Below are 19,867 nucleotides of genomic sequence, written 5' to 3' on the forward strand. Positions count from 1 at the left end.
TCCAATACAATATGGGCTGTGGCAGAAATTTTAAAAAGGATATACAATGGATAGGAGTATTGAAAGAATGGTTTTCGTGCATTTATGATTTATAGATGGAACAACTGTATGGGGGAACGGTTTATGGTAGTGGTAAAATCGGTGAAAATTGATGGTGAGAGCATCCATGTATTTAATAGTGCAATCTATATTTTTGAAGCAGGTACGAGCTTTACCTTGGAGCTGAATTTAATTGTAAGTGAGGTTGTTGTAAAAAAATATAAAAAAGTAGAGACCCTCATTATTGAGATAGAACTAGAAGATGGTAGAGTCATACAGTCTATCATGCAGGTGAAAATCCTATCAGGTGGATTGCCACAGCTTAATTTATTCTGCGAACTGGATGACATTGAGGAGTATAGGGATTTTGATCGGGTGAGCGAAAATGATTCATGGTTTCCTAATATTGAAGAAGGTATCACAATAGAGGATATAAGAAAAGTGGAAATGCCTGATGAAGAATTTAGTATAAAATTAAAGCTCCCCATTGACCAGGTTGAATGGCTAAAGAATCAAAAAAGGGCAAGATTGAATGAACTTTTTAAAGAGGTTATTTATGATTTGTGGAAAAAAGGATATAGAGATGGAGTATGAAAATGAATTCAAGGATAAAATGGAACTCAAAACATAAAGAGCGCCTGAATCAACAGAGGCCACCTGAACCAAATCCTAGATTAAAGAATCTGTCTGCCTATTTAACTGGTGGCAGGGCCCTTGATCTTGCTTGTGGTCTTGGGGGTAACAGTTTTTTTCTTACAAGATTGAACTATGAGGTTGAAGCTATTGATATTTCGGAGGTCGCTATCCACTATATTCAAGAACAGGTTTCAAGAGATAATCTCACAATTCACCCAAAAGTTTGTGACCTTACGGAATTAAACAATCAACATTGGCGTAACCAATCTTTTGATTTAGTAGTCATCACATATTTCCTTGATCGCTCGTTATTTCCCTTAGTTAAGAACCTCGTAAAAGAGGGAGGTTATTTTTTTATGGAAACCTTTTACCAGTCCCCACAAACCGAGAATCAGGGAGTGTCGAATCAGTATAAGCTGCATCCTAAAGAGTTGTTAACTGAATTTGGAGATTGGAAGGTTCACTTTTTTGAAGAAGTTGACAACGAGAGTATACAGACGATATTTTGTAAGAAGCAATAAGGGGACAGAATTCCTTTAGTAGAATAAGAAATTTTTTACTGGAATTATATATATTTATAAATTTTAAGGTGGAAAGCTCTAATGAGTTTTCTACCTTTTTTATTTATGTAAAACATTAATTACTCCAGTGGTGAAATAAATAAAAAAATTGGTCTTTTCACCTATAAGTCCCACTATATTTTAATTAAATATACATTCTTTATTAATTCCACTGGAAAAATGGGGACTGAAGATGAAACAAGATCAAGATACAATCAAACAGCATAACAAGAAAATGATCTTAGATATTATTAGGACGCAGAGGCCAATTTCAAGGTCAGATATTTCTCGAATTACCAAAATGAGTCCAACATCAATTAGTAGAATTGTAGGGGAACTGTGTGAAGACGGTTATATTCAAGAAACCAACACATCTTCAAGTGGGGTAGGAAGGAAAGCAGTTATTCTAGATGTTAATCCTGTATCGGTGTATAGCATCGGAGTGGAGATTGATAAAAATTTTATTAAGATTGGCTTAATGGATTTTTGTTCGAATGTAGTAAAGAGTGAAAAGGTGGGATATTTCGAATCAGATTATGACCCCGTAGTAACGGCGAATATGGTTTGTAAATTGATTGAAAAGATTGTTGATGATATCAGAATTGATCGGGAGAAGATTATATCAATCGGTGTCTCTGTACCAGGGGTAATTGATTCAGAGAATGGAATCGTCGTATTTTCCTCACAGCTTGCTTGGAGAAATATTGAATTTGCATCAATGATTGAAAAAAGGGTTCTAATCCCAACTGTGGTAGAAAATGATTTAAAAGTGATGGCATTGGCTGAATATTTCTATGGTTCCGCTAAGGACTCTAAATGGACTGCAATGATTAATTTTGGTAGTGGAGTTGGTTCCGTTTTAGTGAAAAATGGGGAGATTTTTCAAGGAGGTAGCAACCGTGCAGGTGAAATTGGCCATACAACGATCGATCCTTTTGGGATTCTTTGTGAATGTGGAAGACGGGGATGCCTCCAAACATATACAGCTGATTGGGCTCTAATTCAAGAGGCACAAAAGGTAGCAAAAATTAATGGAATACAAGATATTTTGACAAGTTCAAAAAGGCAAGAATTATGGGCACAAAATATAATTCAACGGGCGACGATTTATATGGGGATTACGATTAGTAATATTTTATGTATGTATAATCCTGACACAGTCATCTTATGTGGAAGTTTATTCGATAATCATCCAGAGCTATTTCCTCTTGTAGAGGAACATTTAACAAAGATTATTTGGGAACCGTATGAGCATACATTTCGACTATGTTTATCTGAACTGAAAGGGGTCTCAAGGGTATTAGGCTCAGCAATTATGGCATTAAACAAGAGTTTTCAAATCCAATAAAAAAAGATAGCAGGGGGGAAAAGACATGTCTGACATTCTAGTAAAAGAGTACCGCGGGGATGTATTAGAAAATATTCATAGAGGTTCGATTTGTATTGTAGATGATCAGGGCAGGGTTCGCTATAGTCACGGTAATCCAGATGCTATTACGTTTTATCGCTCAGCAGCCAAGCCAATTCAAGCCATCCCGGCTTTTCGTAGAGGAGTGGATGTTGCTTTTCATTTAACTCCCATTGAAAGTACATTATTAGCTGCATCCCATCGTGGGGAACATTTCCACGTGGAAGCCCTTCAAACCTTAGCGAAAAAGATTGAATGTACTGAACAGGATTTGCTTTGTATGCCTACATACCCATTAAATCCTGATGCAAAAACGGAATTAATTTGGATGAATCAACCGGCTCGTCGATTGTACCACAATTGTTCTGGAAAACATTTTGGCATGATGGCTTTGGCCAAACTCTTAGCTGTTTCAACTGAAAATTATTGGGAAAGATCACATCCCGTCCAAAAAGAAATTCTTCAATACCTATCATTATTATCCGATTATCCAATGGACAAAATTAACTGTGGAGTGGACGGCTGTGGAGTGCCTGTTTATGCTTTACCACTTAAACATATGGCTATTTCTTATGTTCGCTTGGCCTGCCCCGACTTAATGGAAGATGCAGAACTAGAAGCTGCCATTCGAAAAGTTTGTCAGCTGATGAATGACCACCATCTTATGATTGGTGGAAGTAAGCAGATTTGCTCTACATTGCTTCAGGATCGAAACATTGTGGCAAAGGGTGGGGCGAAAGGAGTCTACTGCATCGGTCTCAAAGAAGAACGGTTGGGGATATCTCTTAAGATAGAAGATGGCTCAGAGGAAAGCTGGCCCTTAATTGTGGCTGGTATTTTGGAACAAATACACTACGAAAATAAAGAAACTATTGAACGTATGTATGATTTAGCGACACGGTTTGTCGTTAATGATAATCAAAAAATTGTTGGAGAAAACAAATTGTCATTTACGCTTAAACAAGTTTTTTAGGGAGGTGACCAACTGGGAATAATAATTTCTTCAACTTCAAAGAAAAGAAAATACGAGGAGGGAATAAGAGTGAAAAGGCTGAGTGGTTGGTTTTTTACGATATCTTTAATCCTTTGTTTGATGGTAACAGGTTGTTCGAAAGATTCGGGTAATGGTGGGAAGGGGACAAAAGATGATCCTGTGAAAATCACCTACTTGGACAATATCCCAAGCCCAGAGCGAACAGCTCTACTAAAGGAAATGATTGCTAAATTCGAAGAAAAAAATCCAGGAATTAAAGTTGAATATAGTTCGGTTGGTTTTGAAGAATCATATAAGAAGTTAATGGCTATGGGAGCATCCGGTACACTTCCAGATGTTTTTAATGTGGATGAATCCATGTTTACCTCAATGGCTTCTGCAGGATATTTACAGGATTTACAATCAAACTACGATAAGTGGGATCAGAAGGATAAACTGATAAAAGCTGTTGAAAAATGGCCATCTAAATACAAAGGTCATTTCTATGCCATCCCAGATGCTTTTATGTTACAGGCATTGTTCATTCGATCTGACTGGTTCCAGGAGAAAGGTCTTACACCAAGGATTGACACTTGGGATCAATATTTTGAATATGGGAAAATGCTAACCGATCCATCTAAAGGACAATATGGAATTTCCTTCCGTGGTGGACCAAATGGAGTTGTTCGGTTTATGGAGTATCTCGCATCGCTAACTGAAACACCAGGATGGTTTGATGAGAACGGAAAACCGATCACTAGCAAGCCAGAAGCACTTGAAGCATTTAAAAAGTTTTATGGAGTCTATAAAAATGGATATGCTCCAAAGGAATCTATTAACTGGGGTTATAAAGAAATGGTGCAGGGATTCCTAAATGGGCAAGCTGGTATTTTAAATCAAACTGCAGAAGTTATTATTCCAGTGGAAAAAGATATGAAAAAAGGAACCTATGAAATAATCCCTATTCCGAAATCACCAAGTGGAAAAAATTTCAATCACTTTGGTTCTACTGCTGCTTATGCTATTTCGTCAAAGTCCAAACAGAATGAAGCCGCATGGAAGTTTATTGAATTTATGAGTTCACCTGAAATGAACCTTGAATATTCCAAACGAAATGGTATGCTGCCAATCTATACTGAATCTTATAAGGATCCTTTCTTTAGTGAAGGTGCAATAAAAGGATTTGCTGAGCAAATGGCAGACCCAGAGATTGTTTATGTGAATTGGGCTGATTACTTAAAGGAACAATCTCAATTTATAGGAACATATGCTGTAGAACAGGTTCAAAATTACCTACTTAATAAGCAGTCCGCAGAAGAAACTTTGAAAAATTTAAATGACTTCTTGGAAAAAGCACAACAAAGATATGAAAAAGAAGAAGGGAAGTAACCAGTAGAAACATGAGACTGACTTAACTCCAAGGGTCAGTCTCATGATATTTCAAAGATTAGTAGGTGAAGTCATGAGTCGCAATCAAAAAGAAAACACAGACCAAAAAGTACAGAAGCAAAGGATGAAGGGAAAGGAGCCATACCTTTTACTTTTTCCCGCTTTCTTATTGATTCTATTATTCTTCGGGTATCCCATTATCGACGGACTGCGCCTCGCTTTCTATCATTATGTTTTGACGGAGCCTGGAAATATTTTTTTTAGCGGGTTGGAGAATTTTAAAGAGTTACTAAAGGATGGAAACTTCCTACTTGTTCTTAAAAATTCAATCATCTGGGTAGTAGCTAGTGTTGGGCTCCAATTAGTCTTAGGATTTGCACTTGCATTGGCTCTTTCGAAAAACTTTAGAGGGAAAAATCTGTATCAAGCAATTGTGTTTCTGCCTTGGGCTGTTTCAGGTTTCCTGATTGGGATGATCTTTAAATGGATGTTTAATGAACATAATGGCTTAATTAATTATGTACTAAAATCCCTTGGCATCATTGATCATAGCATTCCATTCCTTGCTCTTCCCAATGTTTCTATTTTTACTGCTGTTGTTGCGATGATTTGGTATGGTGTACCGTTTTTCGCCATTATGGTTTTAGCTGCGCTTCAATCGATTCCGCAGGAGGTTCATGAGGCTGCTGCTCTTGATGGTGCTGGAGGTTTTAAAAAGTTAACTAAAATTACTATTCCGTACATCAAAAAGACACTTATTATTACTACTTTATTACGGGTCATTTGGGTATTCAATTCTGCCGATATTATTTACATTATGACAAATGGAGGTCCTGCGAATACCTCACATAACCTCCCATCTTATATATTTAGCACAGTTTTTTATACAATGGACTTTGGGCAAGCTTCAGCAGCTGGTGTGATCATGATTGTTTTACTGGTTATTTATTCGGTCATATTTTTAAAGGTTACAAAGTTTGATAAGGCTGGTGATTTCTGATGAGGGAAAGTTTTTTTGCTGGGCTTTCTCGGCGATTTATCCTATTTATGTTTTTGCTAATGGTTCTAGTCCCATTTCTTTGGATGGTTGTCACCTCATTAAAGACCAGGCAAGAAATTTACGGAAGTGAATTGACTCTCTGGCCTAAGGATTTAACTTTTGATAACTACTTGTCGGCATTTACAGATGCGGACTTTAGCCTTTATTTCCTTAATAGTTTAATAGTGACGCTGGTTAGCTCAGTTATTGTATTAATCATTTCTGTAATGGGCGGCTATAGCCTGGCGAGATTCCAGTTCAAGGGGAAAAAAGTAACACTGATTGCTTTTTTGGTTACTCAAATGGTTCCCACAATGATTATGCTCGTTCCTCTGTTTATTTTATTTAGTAAGATAGGCCTCATTAACAATTTAGCTTCGTTAATTATCCTTTATACTGTTATAAATATTCCATTTTGTTTGCTAACTATGTCGAGCTTCTTTCAACGAATTCCTGTGACACTAGAGGAAGCTGCAATTATGGATGGATGCAATCGATTCCAAGCCGTTTATAAAGTCATCCTGCCTGTCATGCTGCCGGGAGTTATCGCTACCTTCGTGTTTGCTTTTACAGGTGCATGGAATGAATTGTTCTTTGGAATTATGTTCTTGAACGGTGGAAATTCTGCAACTATCCCAGTTGGATTAAATAATTTTGTTCAGAAATTTGACGTCAATTGGGGTCAAATGACCGCTTGGGGTATTATCTCACTCATACCTGTTGCGATTATGTTTATGTTTATACAGAAGTATATTGTGGCGGGGCTAACTGCAGGGTCAGTAAAAGAATAAGGTTGGATGGGAGAGAAATTGATTTGAGAAATGTACACATAGAAACTATTAACCCCTATGATGGGTTAGATTTAAATCAGGATGTTCCGATACCTGAAATAACAAAGGAAGAATATGAACAAAGAATTCGGCTACTGGTCGAAAAAATGGAACAGGACGATATGACGTATTGCCTAGTTTTTGCTGATAGAGAGCACTTTGCGAATATGCAATATCTTACCGGTTTTGAACCTCGTTTTGAGGAATCCCTTCTTATTGTATCTCATGTAGGTAAATTGACACTTATTGTTGGTAATGAATGCATAGCTTATTCAGAAATTAGTCCTTTGCCATTGCGCCAAGTTCTCTATCAAAATTTTAGCTTGCAGGGTCAACCGAGAGAAAAGCTTGTCTCTCTTTGTGAAATTTTTCAGGATGCAGGCATAAACCATTTGTCAAAAGTGGGTATTATTGGTCATAAGTATTTTGAAAAAGAGCATATCGGTGCTCATTTACACAAAGTGGACATTCCGGCATATATTCTAGAGGAACTATTGAAAATTGCCGAGTGGCAAAACGTCATCAATTATACAGATCGTATGACCCATCCTACTGAAGGAATACGCATGAAGTTAAGGACAGCGACAGAAATTGCTTATTATGAAGCAGTTTCTCATCGAGCTTCAAATGGAATTATTCGTTTATTAAAAGAATTAAAACCTGGAATGGGTGAATTAGAGGCTTCCCGTTTAGTTGGATATGATGCATTCCCAATCAGCATGTTCCCGATAATAAACTTTGGAGAAAAACATGTTCAGTTAGGATTGAGGAGCCCAAACAATCGAAAGCTTGAAAAAGGAGAAATGATAACCATATGTTATGGGTTACGCGGCTCTTTAATTGCCAGGTCCGGATTTGCAACCTTAACTAAAAACGGTGTTGATACATTCATAGAGAATTTCTACAAACCTTATTTTCGGGCAATTGTGGATTGGTATGAAAGCCTAGCTATCGGAAGAATGTATGGAGAGACCTTTAACAAGGTAATGGGGATTTTAGGTGATTCTGAAAAGTTTGGAATCTATCTAAATCCAGGACATCTCATTTCCTTAGATGAGTGGCCCCAATCACCTGTTTATGAGAATTCTGATATCCCCATGGTTTCAGGGCATTATTTACAATGCGATATCATTGCTTCAACTCAAAATCCCTTTTGTCAGGCAATTCTAGAGGACGGTGTTATTTTAGCGGATAGGACATTAAGGGAACAACTCCAGGTAAACTACCCCGAGACCTATTCAAGGATTAAGCAAAGAAGAAGATTCATGATTGAAACGTTAGGGATCCGTATATCAGACGAAGTCCTTCCTCTATCCAATTGCCAAGCTATTCTGCATCCCTATCTATTAGATCAAAGCCGATGCTTTGTTATGAAGGACTAATTTGTTAATAGAACTGATTGCTTACACTGTTCAGGATGCATTGAATGCGGAGGTAGGTGGAGTAAATCGAATTGAATTTGTTCCAGGAATTGGAGGGCGGTTTGACCCCCAGTTAGGGATTTTTCGCTCAAGGAGTTCACGATAATGGCATACTGTCTCCTATCTCTCCTTGTAAAATCACAATAATTTAAATGGAATTAAGTGAAGGGGGATCTTAATGAAGATAATTGTTTTGGCAGCGCAACAAATAGCTGGCTTTATTACTGATGCGTTAAAGCGACAGTTATACAAAAAACCTACTTCGGTGCTAGGTATGACAACAGGATCCACTCCGTTAACATTAGGAATCTATCAGGAATGGGTAAAGCGGGCAAACAATGGAGAAATAGACTTTTCAAAAGCTACATTTGTGAATCCTGATGAGTTGGTGGGCTTGCCTAAGAATCACCCTGAAACGTACCGAATGTACATGAGAAAGCATTTATTCTCACAAATTGGGGTTTCCAACGAACGAGCTTTCATCCCCAATGGGGGGACTATGGATCCTGAAGAAGAGTGTTGCCTATTTGAGTTTCAATTGAAAGAACTAGGAGGAATTGATTGGCAACTAATGGGGTTAGGATTGAATGGTCATATCGCCTTTATTGAACCAGCGGATTCTATTCCCGCTACAACCTATGTTGTTAAATTGGAGGAAGTGAATTGTCCTCGACTGATAGACTTGGGTTCTGAAAAAATCATTACTCATGCAATTACAGTCGGTCTAGGCACTGTTATTGGGGCTGGGTCTGTTTTGCTTGCAGCGGTAGGAGAAAAAAAGGCAGACATCGTTGCACAAGCATTGCTTGGGCCAGTTACCACTCGAGTTCCAGCCTCGTTTCTTCAACTACATAGCAATGCTACCATTGTATTAGATGAAGGTGCTGCCAGTAAGTTGCCTGAAAATCTAATGGTAAGACTGAATTGAGGTGAGAATATGTATTTATCACCCTGCATTGACGCTATTTTCTTTAACCGTTCTGTTAATCTAAATGACCAAATCCTAGCAGTGAAGAATACTGGATATAAACATTTTGAATTTTGGAGCTGGTGGGATAAGGATCTTGATTTATTAGAGAGAGTGGTGAAAGAGGAAGGTCTTATAATATCAGCCATGTGTACGCGTTTTATTTCTTTAGTAGATAAAAAGGAACGAACGCACTATCAGCAAGGCTTAATGGAAAGTATAGAAGCTGCTAAACGTCTAGGAGTGAAAACATTAATCTCTCAAACGGGAAATGAGCTTGACTTTTCTAGAAGTAAACAGCTGAAGAATTTGAAAGATGGATTAATGGCCTGTATTTCTATACTGGAAAGGGCAGATATGATGCTTGTAATAGAGCCCTTAAATATAACAATAGACCACCCTGGGTATTTTCTTTCTTCGTCGGATGAGGCTGCTGAACTGATTGCCCAGATTAATAACCCGCATATTAAAATGTTATTTGATGTGTACCATCAACAAATAACTGAAGGTAATATCACAAGACGGTTAGAACAATATAATAACTATATTGGCCATATTCATATAGCTGACAATCCAGGAAGAAAAGAACCTGGTACTGGCGAATTAAATTATCATTATATATTCGATTCACTTAAGCATACCGGATATCTTGGTGGACTAGGCCTCGAGTTTTTTCCAGACCATTCTCCTGAAGAAAAACTTAGGTTTGTAAAAGTAAACTTTCCAATATAGGGGGAGGGATCAAATAGTGAAAAAGCTTAGATACGGTGTTATTGGGGCAGGATGGGTAGCAGATCGAAAACATTTAAAGACTTATGCTCAATTTCCCAATATTGAATTGGTTGCTATCTGTAACCATCAAATCGAACGGGCACAATTACTTGCGGAGAAGTATCAAATTCCATTTGTATTTGATAACTATGAAAAAATGTTTAGGCAATGCCAATTAGACATTGTCAGTATCTGTAGCCCTAATGCGCTCCATCTCCCGATGATTGAAGCTGCTATCAAAAATCATGTCCACATTCATTGTGAAAAACCATTAGTCTTAAATGAACAAGAGGCAGAGCGTATCCTATTGTTAAACCAAGACCATGGTGTAAAGATCTTCGTAGGCATGAATTATAGGTTTAATACTGCGATAAAATACTTAAAAGAATTACTGACTAAGGGTCAAATGGGTGAAGTTTATCATATTAAGGCGATTTGGAATCGAAGAAGAGGAATACCAGGATTAGGTGGATGGTTTACCAACCGTAAATTAGCAGGTGGGGGCCCCCTCATTGACTTGGGAGTTCACTTGATTGATCTTTCAATGTATTTACTAGAATTTCCTAATCCGATTCATATTACCGGGCAAACTTATGCCCATTTTTCTCATTTGGATGAACAGCAAAATCGTGGGGCATGGGCAATTGACTCAATTCCAAAATCTAAATCTGATCGAATTGTTGATGTAGAGGATATGGCAATCGCGTTAATTAAATTTGATAATAATTCTACCCTTTATATAGAAACTTCTTGGGCAGCGAATATAAAGGAAGATCAGCTTCAAATTGAACTCTTTGGTACAAATGCTGGAGTGAAAACAGACGGGAAATCTATCGAAGTTTATGGTGAACTTAATGGAAAATTGGTCGATATAAAACCAATTATCTATGATGATGACTCACATATAATAGAAGTACAATCTTTTCTTGATAGCATTCTACATGATACAGTCGAGGAGTGTACCGTCGAACAAGCTAAGAAGGTTATGCATATTATTGATAAAATTTATAAGAGCGGAATTCGATTGGAATGAAGAATGATGAAGGAGGGGAGGAGGCCGCCCCTCTATTTTTATTGTTCCGCTTAAAGATTGATATTAGATAGGCTTCAATTTTAGAAGCACCATTGCCTGTGTTTTACATACAATAATGAAAAATTTAGCTCCGGGGTTGATATTTATGGATATGCTAAAACAACAAAGCAAAGGCTTTAGTGATGAAAAAAGCAAGAAAATCTTAGCTCTAGAAAAAGAGGTTGCATTCGGCCTTTGGATTCAAGTGGTTGGTCAAATTATTGAATTAATAGCCTTATCAGAAATTTTGCAGGTGAGGGAGGATGAAAATACAGTTGGTGAAGAACAAATTCTAACGGGTGTTTGGTTGAGAACGATTGGCCAAATAATGGAAGCTGTGTCTGTTTCAAAACAAATAAATGAAACTGACTTATTAAAATTGTCCCAACAACAAAAACTGGCAATAACAGGGGATTTACTTGTATCTATAGGTTCAGGTTATGAAGTATTCGGAGGAATTCATGTGCTTGAAGAGGAGACGGTCACCCCACCACGGATTGTTCCATAAAAGTCGGAGTAGGAGGAGTGGTTCCCAAAAAAATTCACTGTAAATCCTCCATGCCCTCCCTTTGACATTCCCCAGCTAAAAGCTTATTACATATCTTAAAATAAAGAGTACATTTGTATTAAATCTTTCAGTCTTCTTTTTAAATATCGAGTAAATTGGATAAAACATTAAGAGATGGGGCGATTAATAAGGAGGAAATGATGATGGATCAACCATTTAATTATCCAGAAATTTTCTATAATGAAGTAATCTACTATTTAGAATCAAAATGGAATCGTCGTTTAAGCGAACACGAACGTCATGTCCTGATAGAAGGATATCGATTTGGAAGGATGATTGAGGCAGAGGCTGAAATCAAAATCCTTTTTACAAATTAATAGGATGATTATAACCCTCAAGGATTATTAAGAACAAATCCAAATGGATAAATGCAAAGGCTGACTCAATTGATATGAGGTCAGCCTTTTTCTTACAAAATCTAATCCTTGAATTCCACCTGGCCATTCTCATCAATTTCTATGGTGGTATAACTTTTAAAAACATCCATATTCGTGATCTCATGCTTAACCGAGCTTGCAAAGCTTTCCATATAAGGCTGATAAACTTCAGGATTTTTAACGAGATGATAAAAGTTCACTCTTTTTCCATCTTTCATATCAGTCATTCTTAGTAAAAAACGATCTCCAAACTGTGCTTTAAACCACTCTCTAGCTTCTTCATGGCTTTTAAAAGAAGGCATTTGACTATGCTCGACCGTGAAATCTTGATCCATTGACACGTTCACCTCTTTACTAAAATATGCATTTTTTCATGTTTAATATTCCCAATAATAGATACATTATAAGGAATATTTCCCCTTTTGGTATAAAAAGGATGATACTATAGTAATATGGACTGAATTTAAATTTTTAATCAATAGTAGTTTTTATGGGGAGATGATTATTTGAATAAGGAGTGGTGGGGGGATTTAAGTAGAATTTTAAAAAGAAATGGACTAATTGTTGTTGACAATGTCATTTCACATTCTGTGGAATTACAAGATTTCTATGAATTGGTGTCAAAGAATGCAAACTTTAAAACAATGAAATTGCCTATTGAAAGTGGGTTATTATTACTAACAAAAATATAAAGATAGGTAATAAAAGGATGAGATAGTGATGCAAGTAAAAAATTTGGATCATTTCGTTTTAACTGTGCATGACATAGAGGCAACATGTAAGTTTTATACAACAGTCATGGGAATGAAGCTGCAAACCTTTGGTGAGGGTAGAAAGGCGCTTCAATTTGGTCAGCAGAAAATAAATCTCCATGTTTTTGGAAAGGAGTTTGAGCCGAAAGCTCTTAAACCTACACCAGGTTCAGGGGATCTATGCTTTATAACAGATACTCCTTTAGAAAAAGTAATGGAACACTTGGAAAAAACTAATGTTTCTGTTTTAGAAGGCCCTGTTTTTCGAACAGGTGCTGTAGGGAAAATATTATCAGTTTACTTTCGAGATCCTGAAGGAAATCTAATTGAAGTCTCAAATTATATATAGCAATAAGACCATTTACATACGTTAATTAATGAAAGTCGGCAAAAATGCCGACTTTTTATAATTTTTAAAAAATATTGACTATTAATTTTTCCTAATAATATAATGGTTTTATAAATGAAAACAATATTTCCACTAGGTGAAAGTTTAAACGTGATATAAAAATTAGGGAGGTATCAAAAATAGAAAAAGAAAAAAATCAAAATATCCGTGCATTGGATAGAGCATTCGATATTATTGAAGCATTTACACTGGAATATTCGGAATTAACTCTAACAGAGATTTCGGCAAAAACCTCTTTATCATTAGCCACTATCCATCGATTTATTCAAACGATGATGGCGAGAGGGTATATTGAACAAGATCCTATTTCTAGTAGGTACAAACTAAGTAAGCAATTTGTTCGATTAGGCGGAATAGTTGTAAGAGGACTAGATCTCGTTCATATAGCGATGCCCTATCTTCAAGAACTCTCCAATAAAACCTCACAGAATTGCAACCTAAGTATATATGATCAAGGAAAGATCCTATGTCTAATCAATATAGAATCCTTTAAAAGTTATTTTATGGGAATTAAAGTGGGACAGAGCCTTCCCGTATACGGAGGGGCATTATCAAAAGTCATCTTAGCTCATCTACCTACAGACTTAATTTCATCCCTCATCTCACATGATTTACCATCCTTTACACCACAAACGATATCACACCGAGACTTATTAATAAAAGAACTTGAAAAAATCCGACACCAAGGTTATGCAGAATCTTGGGGAGAACTAACCATAGGGGAAGCTGCAATTGCTGCACCTATCTACGATTATTCGAACGAAGTCGTTGCTGGTATATCTCTTTCAGGCCCTGAACATCATTATGTTGAGGAAAAACAAATAGAATTCAAACGTTTTCTACTCGAGACAGCTAGTCGTATTTCAGAACAGCTTGGTTCAGATAGATGCTTTAAGTTTGAAGGGTTTATAGAATAATTTTATAAAGGCATAAAAAATTGGTGGTGGAAGGATCATGAGAGAGCAAATAGAAGAAGACTATGTGTTCCATAGGGACTTTTCAAAAACGTATCCTATTATCACGCATGGTAAGGGGATCTTTCTATATGATGAGACTGGAAAAAGGTACATGGATGCCTGCTCAGGAGCAGTCGCCGCAAACTTAGGCCATGGTGTGGAAGAAATAGCTGAGGCCATGGCTTTTCAAGCAAAGAAGGCAGCCTTCGTACACACGATGAGATTTGAAACCGAGGTTTTGTTCCAACTTGCTGAAAAAATTGCAAAGCTAGCACCTCATTCTTTGAATAAGGTTTATTTTACAAGTGGTGGGTCGGAAGCAAATGAAAGTGCTATCAAGCTAGCTAGGCAATTTCATAAGGATGCAGGAAGACCTGAAAAACACATTGTAATTGGCAGATGGCAATCCTATCACGGAAACACGTTTGGTTCACTTTCAGCAGGTGGAGATATTAAACGTCGTCAGGTTTATACACCAAACCTAATAAATTTCAGCCATGTTCATTCCCCTAATTGTAAGAGATGTCCATATCAAAGAGAGAAAGAGGACTGTGATTTTAAGAAAAATTGGTCCTGTGTTCGCGCTGTTGAAAGCGTTATCTTGGAACTTGGGCCAGAAAATATTTCTGCCTTTATTGCTGAACCCATTGTAGGGAGTCAGCTAGGGGCTGTCAGTCCCCCTGAGGTCTATTTTAAAGAGATTCGAAAGATTTGCGATCAGTACAATATTGTCCTCATAGTGGATGAAGTAATGACAGGCTTTGGACGAACGGGGAAAGATTTTGGTATTCAACACTTCGGAATATCTCCTGACATTATGACGTTTGGAAAGGGAGTTTCTGCTGGTTATGCTCCCTTAGCGGGTATGGTTGTACATGATCGAATGGTTGAGAGTCTAATAGAAAACAGTAAGGGAAAGTTTGTTCATGGCTATACATACAGCGGCCATCCCGTTTCTGTTGCAGCTGGACTTTCTGCATTAACTATTTATGAACGTGAAGGGATTGTAAACAACGTTCAAGTTACTGGAGATTATCTAAAAGAACAATTGCTGGCTCTGAAAAAACACTATCCAATAATATTTGATGTTCGTGGAGAGGGTCTTTTAGTTGGAATTGAATTAGCTTTTGATGGAGAGAAGGGTAGTCCTTTCCCAGAAAAACTACATGCTTCCGAACGGATTAATAGTATCGCAATGGGGCTAGGTGCTGTGTTTTATCCAGGAAGTGGATCGATTAACGGTTATCTAGGAGACCATTTATTAATTTCTCCACCACTGACTGTTACAACGGATGAGGTCGACGAAATGGTAAGAATTCTTGAAAATTCGTTGAAGATTTTTATAGAAGAATTAAAGGAGGAAGAAACGTATGAAATTACAAAATAAATCAGATGAAATTAAAGAAAAAGCAAAAAAACATTTATCTCCAGTTTTAACGAGGGTAACAGATCTAGTTGTAGATAAAGCAAAAGGAGCAAGATTTTGGACTGTAGATGGAGAGGAATACATTGACTTTGTATCCGGTGTGGCTGTAAATGCTGTTGGTCACGCCAATAATGCAATGGTTCAAGCCATTAAGAAACAGGCAGAGTCATTTATTCACTTCGGTCTGAACTATGGTTACTATGAATCAGCTGCTAACCTTGCAGAAAAACTTGCTGAAATTACACCAGGCAATTTAGATACTGTGTTCTTTGCGAATTCTGGTGGTGAAGCTATTGATGGAGCGTTAAAACTGGCTCGGGCAGCTACTGGAAGACCAGGGATTATTGCCTTTGAAGGGTCGTTCCATGGAAGAACACTAGGAGCAACCGCTATTACTGCTTCTAGCTCTAAATATCGGAAATACTATGAACCTATTTTAGGAGAGGTGTATCATGCTCCCTATCCCTATCCATCACAAATAAAGGGTGTGAACGAAGAAGAGATTATTCCTTATTGTTTACATCAGCTTCAAAAAATCTTTGAATTACGGATTGATCCATCCCGAGTGGCAGCTATTGTGATTGAACCTGTGATTGGTGAAGGAGGATACTACCCAGCCCCGGCTGAATTTCTCCAAGAACTGAGAAAAATGACAGAAAAACATGGCATTCTCTTAATCTTTGACGAGGTGCAAACTGGTTTTGGACGAACAGGAAAAATGTTTGCTGCTGAGCATTCTAGTGTAACTCCTGACATTATGGTTTTAGCAAAAGCGCTTTCAGGCGGAATGCCTCTTGGTGCGATTGTAGCGGGTAGAGAGCTTCACGAAAAATGGCCAGTTGGAGGACATGGGTCGACTTTTGGAGGTAATCCAATTTCCTGTGCAGCAGCATTGGCGAATATTACTGTGATTGAAGAGGAAAAACTAGTCGACCGAAGCAGGGATTTAGGAGCAAACATTGTAGTCCGATTAAAGGAATCTCTAGGTGGATTACCTGGAATTAAGGAAGTTCGCGGAATAGGAATGATGATTGGTATCGAATTTCATGAAGATTTTGCTAGCCACGCTGTTCCCATTATTAAGCAAAAGTGTTTAGAACAAAAACTTCTAATTATGAATTGCGGTGTACAGGGACAAACAATTAGGTTAATGCTTCCGCTCAATATAAATGAAGAAGATTTAAATCAGGGATTGTCTATTTTGGAAGAGGTTATTAAAGAAACGCTTTAAGGAGGGAAAGGTATGATCCAACAAGCTGAAAAAAAAGGATTGTATATAAATGGTTCTTGGGTTCAACAAGAAGAACAGGAATTTTTTAAAAGTATCAATCCTGCGACAGAGGAAGTAGTTGGCTACTGTGCGGCTGCTACTACATCACAAGTTGATGATGCGGTAGAAAGTGCTAGATTGGCTTTTAAAAAGTGGAAGAACACTACACTCCCAGAAAGGGCGCAATTTCTTTGGAAAGCAGCTAAGGCTTTTGAAGAGAAAAAGGAATTTTTAGCTCAAATGATGACACAGGAAATGGGTAAGGTAGTAACTGAATCACTTGGAGAAGTTGGAGTCGTCATTGAAACCTGCAAATATATGGCGGGAGAAGGAAGAAGACTATTCGGTGAAACAGTCGGTGCGGGTGCTGAAAACCGTCATATAATGATGGTTCGTGAACCGGTAGGGGTTGTCGCTTGTATAACACCTTGGAATTTTCCAGTTTCATTGGCAGGTTATAAAATTTTGGCAGCCCTAATTAGTGGAAATACCGTTGTATGGAAGCCGGCCTCAGAAGTTGCTCTTTCGGCCCAGATTTTTACAGATATTTTCCATGAGATTGGACTTCCAAAAGGTGTATTAAACTTAATTACGGGTTCAGGAAGTAAGGTTGGAGCTAAGCTCGCTGAACATAAGGATGTAAAAGTCATCTCATTTACTGGCTCAACGGAAGTGGGAATTAAGTTATCCGAAACAGCCGCCAAGACATTAAAAAGAGTAGCTTTAGAGCTTGGCGGAAAAAATGCTGTTATCGTATTGAAGGATGCAGATCTGAAACTAGCAGCAGAAGCCATTGTAAAGGCTGCGTTTACAACAACGGGGCAAAGATGTACAGCGGCGAGCAGGGTTATTGTTGAATCAGAAGTAAAGGAAGAATTACTAAACCGGGTTGTTTCCCTTACCAAACAACTAAAAGCAGGTAATGGTCTCGAACCAGATATAGATATTGGGCCTCTAACCAATAAACAGCAACTTGAAACTGTTGAAAAATATGTAGCCTTAGCTGTTGAACAAGGGGCAGTAATTGAATGTGGCGGTAAACGATTCGCATGTGAGAGAGGTTTCTTTTATGAGCCTACGATCTTAAGTAATGTAAAAAAAGGGGCTGCGGTTGCTCAGGAAGAAATCTTTGGGCCAGTTTTAGCTTTTATCGAAGTGAATAGCTTTGAAGAAGCGATTGAAGTAAATAATGACACCATTTATGGGCTTTCGACTTCATTATTTACAAACAGCCTTTACTATGCGAATCGGGGAGCAAAAGAAATTGAAAGCGGGTTAGTTTATATCAATAATGGTACTTCCAATGCGGAACTTGGAGTTGCCTTCGGTGGAACTAAACAATCTGGAAACGGACATCGAGAGGTATCCCATCATGCTTTTGATGTGATGACAGAGTGGAAATCAATTTATACGACCTATTAGATTGTATGAACAATTGAGGTCTTCAAAAATAGTTTCATATATTTAGTGCATTACTTATTATTATAAGGGAGATGTCTAATGAAAAAGCTTCGAATTGGAATTGCTTTTTTCTATCATGAATCTCACAGTTTCGCTCCTCTTAAAACGGATATCGAAGCATTTTATAATGAAGGATTTTTTAAAGGAGACGAAATCTTTTCAGCCTATACAGCAACGAAAACAGAAGTAGGCGGTTTTTTGGATGTACTTAGAAAGGAAGAGCAAATTGAAGTGGTTCCACTTCTATGTGCAGCGGCAACACCTGCAGGACCGGTAACGAATGAAGCCTATCAGCTAATAGAAAAAGAAATGCTTACGGAATTAGAGAAGGCCGACAATTTAGACGGTTTGTTAATAGCTCTACATGGCGCAATGGTCGTAGAAGACCTCTTTGACCCTGAAGAGAAGCTGTTAAGGGAAATCAGAAAAGTCATAGGGAAGGATATTCCGATTGCAACGACTTTAGATATGCATGCAAATGTAAGTGCGATTATGTTAGAGCATACACCTTATCATTTTGGATTTAAAACCTATCCCCACGTTGATATGTATAATCAAGGAGTTAATGCAGCTAAATTACTCATCGAGGTCTTATTAGAACAAAAAAAATATGTCGCTTCTTTCATCAAGCTACCAATGATGCCACCTTCTATTAACATGCGAACAGAAGAAGGGCCCATGCATCATTTGATTGAACTAGCTTTAAAACTTGAAGGAGAACCTTCTATTATAAATGCTTCAGTATTTGGCGGATTTCCGTATTCCGATATTCCAATGGTGGGGGCTAGTGTTCTTGTTATTGGAAGGGATCAAATCAATGCAGATAGAGTAGCAAAAATGTTAGCCAATCAATTTTGGGAGCTTCGTAATGATTTCATAATGCAGCTCCCGACAGTTAAAGAGGGAATCAAGCAAGCTTTGTCATTAAAGGAAGATAAACCTATTGTTTTGGCTGATATCTCTGATAATCCTTTAAGCTGTGGAAGCGGAGATACGACCCTTTTATTAGAAGAGTTTATTTGCACGAATCAACCGAACACGTTATTTGGCGGATTGACTGATCCGGAATCGATTGAAAGATGTAGGAAGGCTGGAGTTGGAAATATGGTCATGCTTGAACTAGGAGGTAAAATTTCTCCTGAGTTTGGAAGACCTGTTCATGTAAATGCAAAGGTGAAGGCTCTTTCAGATGGAGTTTTTTACAATAGCGGTCCTTTTAACCAGCATTTACGAGTGGATGTGAAGGCTGCAGCTTATATAACAGCAGGAGAAGTTGATATTCTTCTCATCGGCCGTCCTATGTCAGCCAATGACCCAGAAATGTTTCGACATATTGGTATTGAGCCAACCTCCTATTCTATTTTAGGGTTAAAAGTAAAAAATCACTTTCGGGCCGCTTTTGATCCTTTAATTAGTAAGGTCATTTATGTAGATGCACCAGGAGTGGCATCAAATGATTTAAAGAATTTTTCTTATAAACATATCCCAGATGAAATCTGGCCGCTTAAAGATATAGATTATACTGAATTTATGGAGGTATAAG

Annotated in this window: 22 protein-coding genes; 21 read left to right on the top strand and 1 reads right to left on the bottom strand. The window is 37.7% G+C overall.

Annotated elements, in window-relative coordinates:
* Positions 1 to 123: 123 nt before the first annotated feature.
* From ABES03_RS20280 to ABES03_RS20345, 14 genes are all read left to right on the top strand, one after another.
* The gene (locus tag ABES03_RS20280; protein WP_430120066.1) at positions 124 to 633 is read left to right on the top strand and encodes a hypothetical protein; all 510 of its coding nucleotides are present in this window, start codon (positions 124 to 126) and stop codon (positions 631 to 633) included.
* A gap of 2 nt (positions 634 to 635) precedes the next feature.
* Positions 636 to 1,196: a class I SAM-dependent methyltransferase gene (locus tag ABES03_RS20285; protein WP_430120068.1), complete on the top strand. Its 561-nt coding sequence runs from the start codon at positions 636 to 638 to the stop codon at positions 1,194 to 1,196.
* A 232-nt stretch (positions 1,197 to 1,428) separates the two neighbouring features.
* Positions 1,429 to 2,583: an ROK family transcriptional regulator gene (locus tag ABES03_RS20290; protein ID WP_430120070.1), complete on the top strand. Its 1,155-nt coding sequence runs from the start codon at positions 1,429 to 1,431 to the stop codon at positions 2,581 to 2,583.
* Between the two features lie 25 nt (positions 2,584 to 2,608).
* The gene (locus ABES03_RS20295) at positions 2,609 to 3,616 is read left to right on the top strand and encodes an asparaginase (RefSeq protein WP_430120072.1); all 1,008 of its coding nucleotides are present in this window, start codon (positions 2,609 to 2,611) and stop codon (positions 3,614 to 3,616) included.
* A gap of 69 nt (positions 3,617 to 3,685) precedes the next feature.
* Entirely contained in the window at positions 3,686 to 5,005 is a 1,320-nt protein-coding gene (locus ABES03_RS20300; protein WP_430120074.1) for an ABC transporter substrate-binding protein, read from the top strand.
* A 73-nt stretch (positions 5,006 to 5,078) separates the two neighbouring features.
* Positions 5,079 to 6,005: a carbohydrate ABC transporter permease gene (locus tag ABES03_RS20305; RefSeq protein ID WP_430120076.1), complete on the top strand. Its 927-nt coding sequence runs from the start codon at positions 5,079 to 5,081 to the stop codon at positions 6,003 to 6,005.
* Positions 6,005 to 6,835 carry a carbohydrate ABC transporter permease gene (locus ABES03_RS20310; RefSeq protein ID WP_309862221.1) on the top strand — a complete coding sequence of 277 codons (831 nt, stop codon included), beginning with the start codon at positions 6,005 to 6,007 and terminating at the stop codon, positions 6,833 to 6,835. The genes ABES03_RS20305 and ABES03_RS20310 overlap by 1 nt, the downstream gene beginning before the upstream one ends.
* Positions 6,836 to 6,858: 23 nt before the next feature.
* Complete coding sequence (locus ABES03_RS20315; RefSeq protein WP_430120078.1) at positions 6,859 to 8,256, top strand: hypothetical protein; 1,398 nt, start codon at positions 6,859 to 6,861, stop codon at positions 8,254 to 8,256.
* A 1-nt stretch (position 8,257) separates the two neighbouring features.
* Positions 8,258 to 8,401, top strand: coding sequence for a hypothetical protein (locus ABES03_RS20320; protein ID WP_430120080.1), 144 nt, complete (start codon positions 8,258 to 8,260; stop codon positions 8,399 to 8,401).
* A 72-nt stretch (positions 8,402 to 8,473) separates the two neighbouring features.
* Complete coding sequence (locus ABES03_RS20325) at positions 8,474 to 9,223, top strand: glucosamine-6-phosphate deaminase (RefSeq protein WP_430120082.1); 750 nt, start codon at positions 8,474 to 8,476, stop codon at positions 9,221 to 9,223.
* A gap of 9 nt (positions 9,224 to 9,232) precedes the next feature.
* Positions 9,233 to 9,994 carry a TIM barrel protein gene (locus tag ABES03_RS20330; RefSeq protein WP_430120083.1) on the top strand — a complete coding sequence of 254 codons (762 nt, stop codon included), beginning with the start codon at positions 9,233 to 9,235 and terminating at the stop codon, positions 9,992 to 9,994.
* Between the two features lie 16 nt (positions 9,995 to 10,010).
* A complete protein-coding gene (locus ABES03_RS20335; protein ID WP_430120085.1) occupies positions 10,011 to 11,066 on the top strand; it encodes a Gfo/Idh/MocA family protein in 1,056 nt (351 codons plus the stop codon).
* Between the two features lie 145 nt (positions 11,067 to 11,211).
* Entirely contained in the window at positions 11,212 to 11,613 is a 402-nt protein-coding gene (locus ABES03_RS20340; RefSeq protein WP_430120087.1) for a hypothetical protein, read from the top strand.
* 203 nt (positions 11,614 to 11,816) lie between these two features.
* Positions 11,817 to 11,990, top strand: a complete 174-nt coding sequence (locus ABES03_RS20345) for a hypothetical protein (protein ID WP_309862233.1) — start codon at positions 11,817 to 11,819, stop codon at positions 11,988 to 11,990.
* A 101-nt stretch (positions 11,991 to 12,091) separates the two neighbouring features.
* Here the strand turns inward: ABES03_RS20345 and ABES03_RS20350 are convergent, their stop codons facing one another.
* On the bottom strand, positions 12,092 to 12,385 hold the full coding sequence (locus ABES03_RS20350; protein WP_430120089.1) for a hypothetical protein: 294 nt from the start codon (positions 12,383 to 12,385) through the stop codon (positions 12,092 to 12,094).
* Between the two features lie 171 nt (positions 12,386 to 12,556).
* Between ABES03_RS20350 and ABES03_RS20355 the strand changes: the two genes are divergently transcribed.
* The 7 genes from ABES03_RS20355 (at position 12,557) to ABES03_RS20385 (ending at position 19,866) form a co-directional block, all read left to right on the top strand.
* The gene (locus ABES03_RS20355; protein ID WP_430120091.1) at positions 12,557 to 12,742 is read left to right on the top strand and encodes a hypothetical protein; all 186 of its coding nucleotides are present in this window, start codon (positions 12,557 to 12,559) and stop codon (positions 12,740 to 12,742) included.
* A gap of 28 nt (positions 12,743 to 12,770) precedes the next feature.
* Entirely contained in the window at positions 12,771 to 13,151 is a 381-nt protein-coding gene (locus ABES03_RS20360; protein ID WP_430120093.1) for a VOC family protein, read from the top strand.
* Between the two features lie 212 nt (positions 13,152 to 13,363).
* Positions 13,364 to 14,128: an IclR family transcriptional regulator gene (locus ABES03_RS20365; protein ID WP_430120095.1), complete on the top strand. Its 765-nt coding sequence runs from the start codon at positions 13,364 to 13,366 to the stop codon at positions 14,126 to 14,128.
* Positions 14,129 to 14,165: 37 nt separating this feature from the next.
* Positions 14,166 to 15,554, top strand: a complete 1,389-nt coding sequence (locus tag ABES03_RS20370) for an aspartate aminotransferase family protein (RefSeq protein WP_430120097.1) — start codon at positions 14,166 to 14,168, stop codon at positions 15,552 to 15,554.
* Positions 15,538 to 16,824, top strand: a complete 1,287-nt coding sequence (locus tag ABES03_RS20375; RefSeq protein ID WP_430120099.1) for an aminotransferase class III-fold pyridoxal phosphate-dependent enzyme — start codon at positions 15,538 to 15,540, stop codon at positions 16,822 to 16,824. The genes ABES03_RS20370 and ABES03_RS20375 overlap by 17 nt, the downstream gene beginning before the upstream one ends.
* Before the next feature lie 12 nt (positions 16,825 to 16,836).
* Positions 16,837 to 18,285 (top strand): aldehyde dehydrogenase family protein, encoded by a 1,449-nt coding sequence (locus ABES03_RS20380; protein ID WP_430120101.1) that lies wholly within the window; start codon positions 16,837 to 16,839, stop codon positions 18,283 to 18,285.
* 78 nt (positions 18,286 to 18,363) lie between these two features.
* Positions 18,364 to 19,866, top strand: a complete 1,503-nt coding sequence (locus tag ABES03_RS20385) for a M81 family metallopeptidase (RefSeq protein ID WP_430120103.1) — start codon at positions 18,364 to 18,366, stop codon at positions 19,864 to 19,866.
* Position 19,867: the final 1 nt, after the last annotated feature.

The sequence above is a fragment of the Neobacillus rhizosphaerae genome (assembly GCF_050477885.1).
In the GTDB taxonomy this organism is placed as follows: Bacteria; Bacillota; Bacilli; order Bacillales; family Cytobacillaceae; genus Neobacillus; species Neobacillus rhizosphaerae_A.

Bases quoted from the DNA above. Each gene is read 5' to 3' on its own strand.
- ABES03_RS20280 (WP_430120066.1), top strand. From the start codon at position 124: ATGGTAGTGGTAAAATCGGTGAAAATTGATGGTGAGAGCATCCATGTA.
- ABES03_RS20285 (WP_430120068.1), top strand. From the start codon at position 636: ATGAATTCAAGGATAAAATGGAACTCAAAACATAAAGAGCGCCTGAAT.
- ABES03_RS20290 (WP_430120070.1), top strand. From the start codon at position 1,429: ATGAAACAAGATCAAGATACAATCAAACAGCATAACAAGAAAATGATC.
- ABES03_RS20295 (WP_430120072.1), top strand. From the start codon at position 2,609: ATGTCTGACATTCTAGTAAAAGAGTACCGCGGGGATGTATTAGAAAAT.
- ABES03_RS20305 (WP_430120076.1), top strand. From the start codon at position 5,079: ATGAGTCGCAATCAAAAAGAAAACACAGACCAAAAAGTACAGAAGCAA.
- ABES03_RS20310 (WP_309862221.1), top strand. From the start codon at position 6,005: ATGAGGGAAAGTTTTTTTGCTGGGCTTTCTCGGCGATTTATCCTATTT.
- ABES03_RS20325 (WP_430120082.1), top strand. From the start codon at position 8,474: ATGAAGATAATTGTTTTGGCAGCGCAACAAATAGCTGGCTTTATTACT.
- ABES03_RS20330 (WP_430120083.1), top strand. From the start codon at position 9,233: ATGTATTTATCACCCTGCATTGACGCTATTTTCTTTAACCGTTCTGTT.
- ABES03_RS20340 (WP_430120087.1), top strand. From the start codon at position 11,212: ATGGATATGCTAAAACAACAAAGCAAAGGCTTTAGTGATGAAAAAAGC.
- ABES03_RS20345 (WP_309862233.1), top strand. From the start codon at position 11,817: ATGGATCAACCATTTAATTATCCAGAAATTTTCTATAATGAAGTAATC.
- ABES03_RS20350 (WP_430120089.1), bottom strand. From the start codon at position 12,385: ATGGATCAAGATTTCACGGTCGAGCATAGTCAAATGCCTTCTTTTAAA.
- ABES03_RS20360 (WP_430120093.1), top strand. From the start codon at position 12,771: ATGCAAGTAAAAAATTTGGATCATTTCGTTTTAACTGTGCATGACATA.
- ABES03_RS20370 (WP_430120097.1), top strand. From the start codon at position 14,166: ATGAGAGAGCAAATAGAAGAAGACTATGTGTTCCATAGGGACTTTTCA.
- ABES03_RS20375 (WP_430120099.1), top strand. From the start codon at position 15,538: ATGAAATTACAAAATAAATCAGATGAAATTAAAGAAAAAGCAAAAAAA.
- ABES03_RS20380 (WP_430120101.1), top strand. From the start codon at position 16,837: ATGATCCAACAAGCTGAAAAAAAAGGATTGTATATAAATGGTTCTTGG.
- ABES03_RS20385 (WP_430120103.1), top strand. From the start codon at position 18,364: ATGAAAAAGCTTCGAATTGGAATTGCTTTTTTCTATCATGAATCTCAC.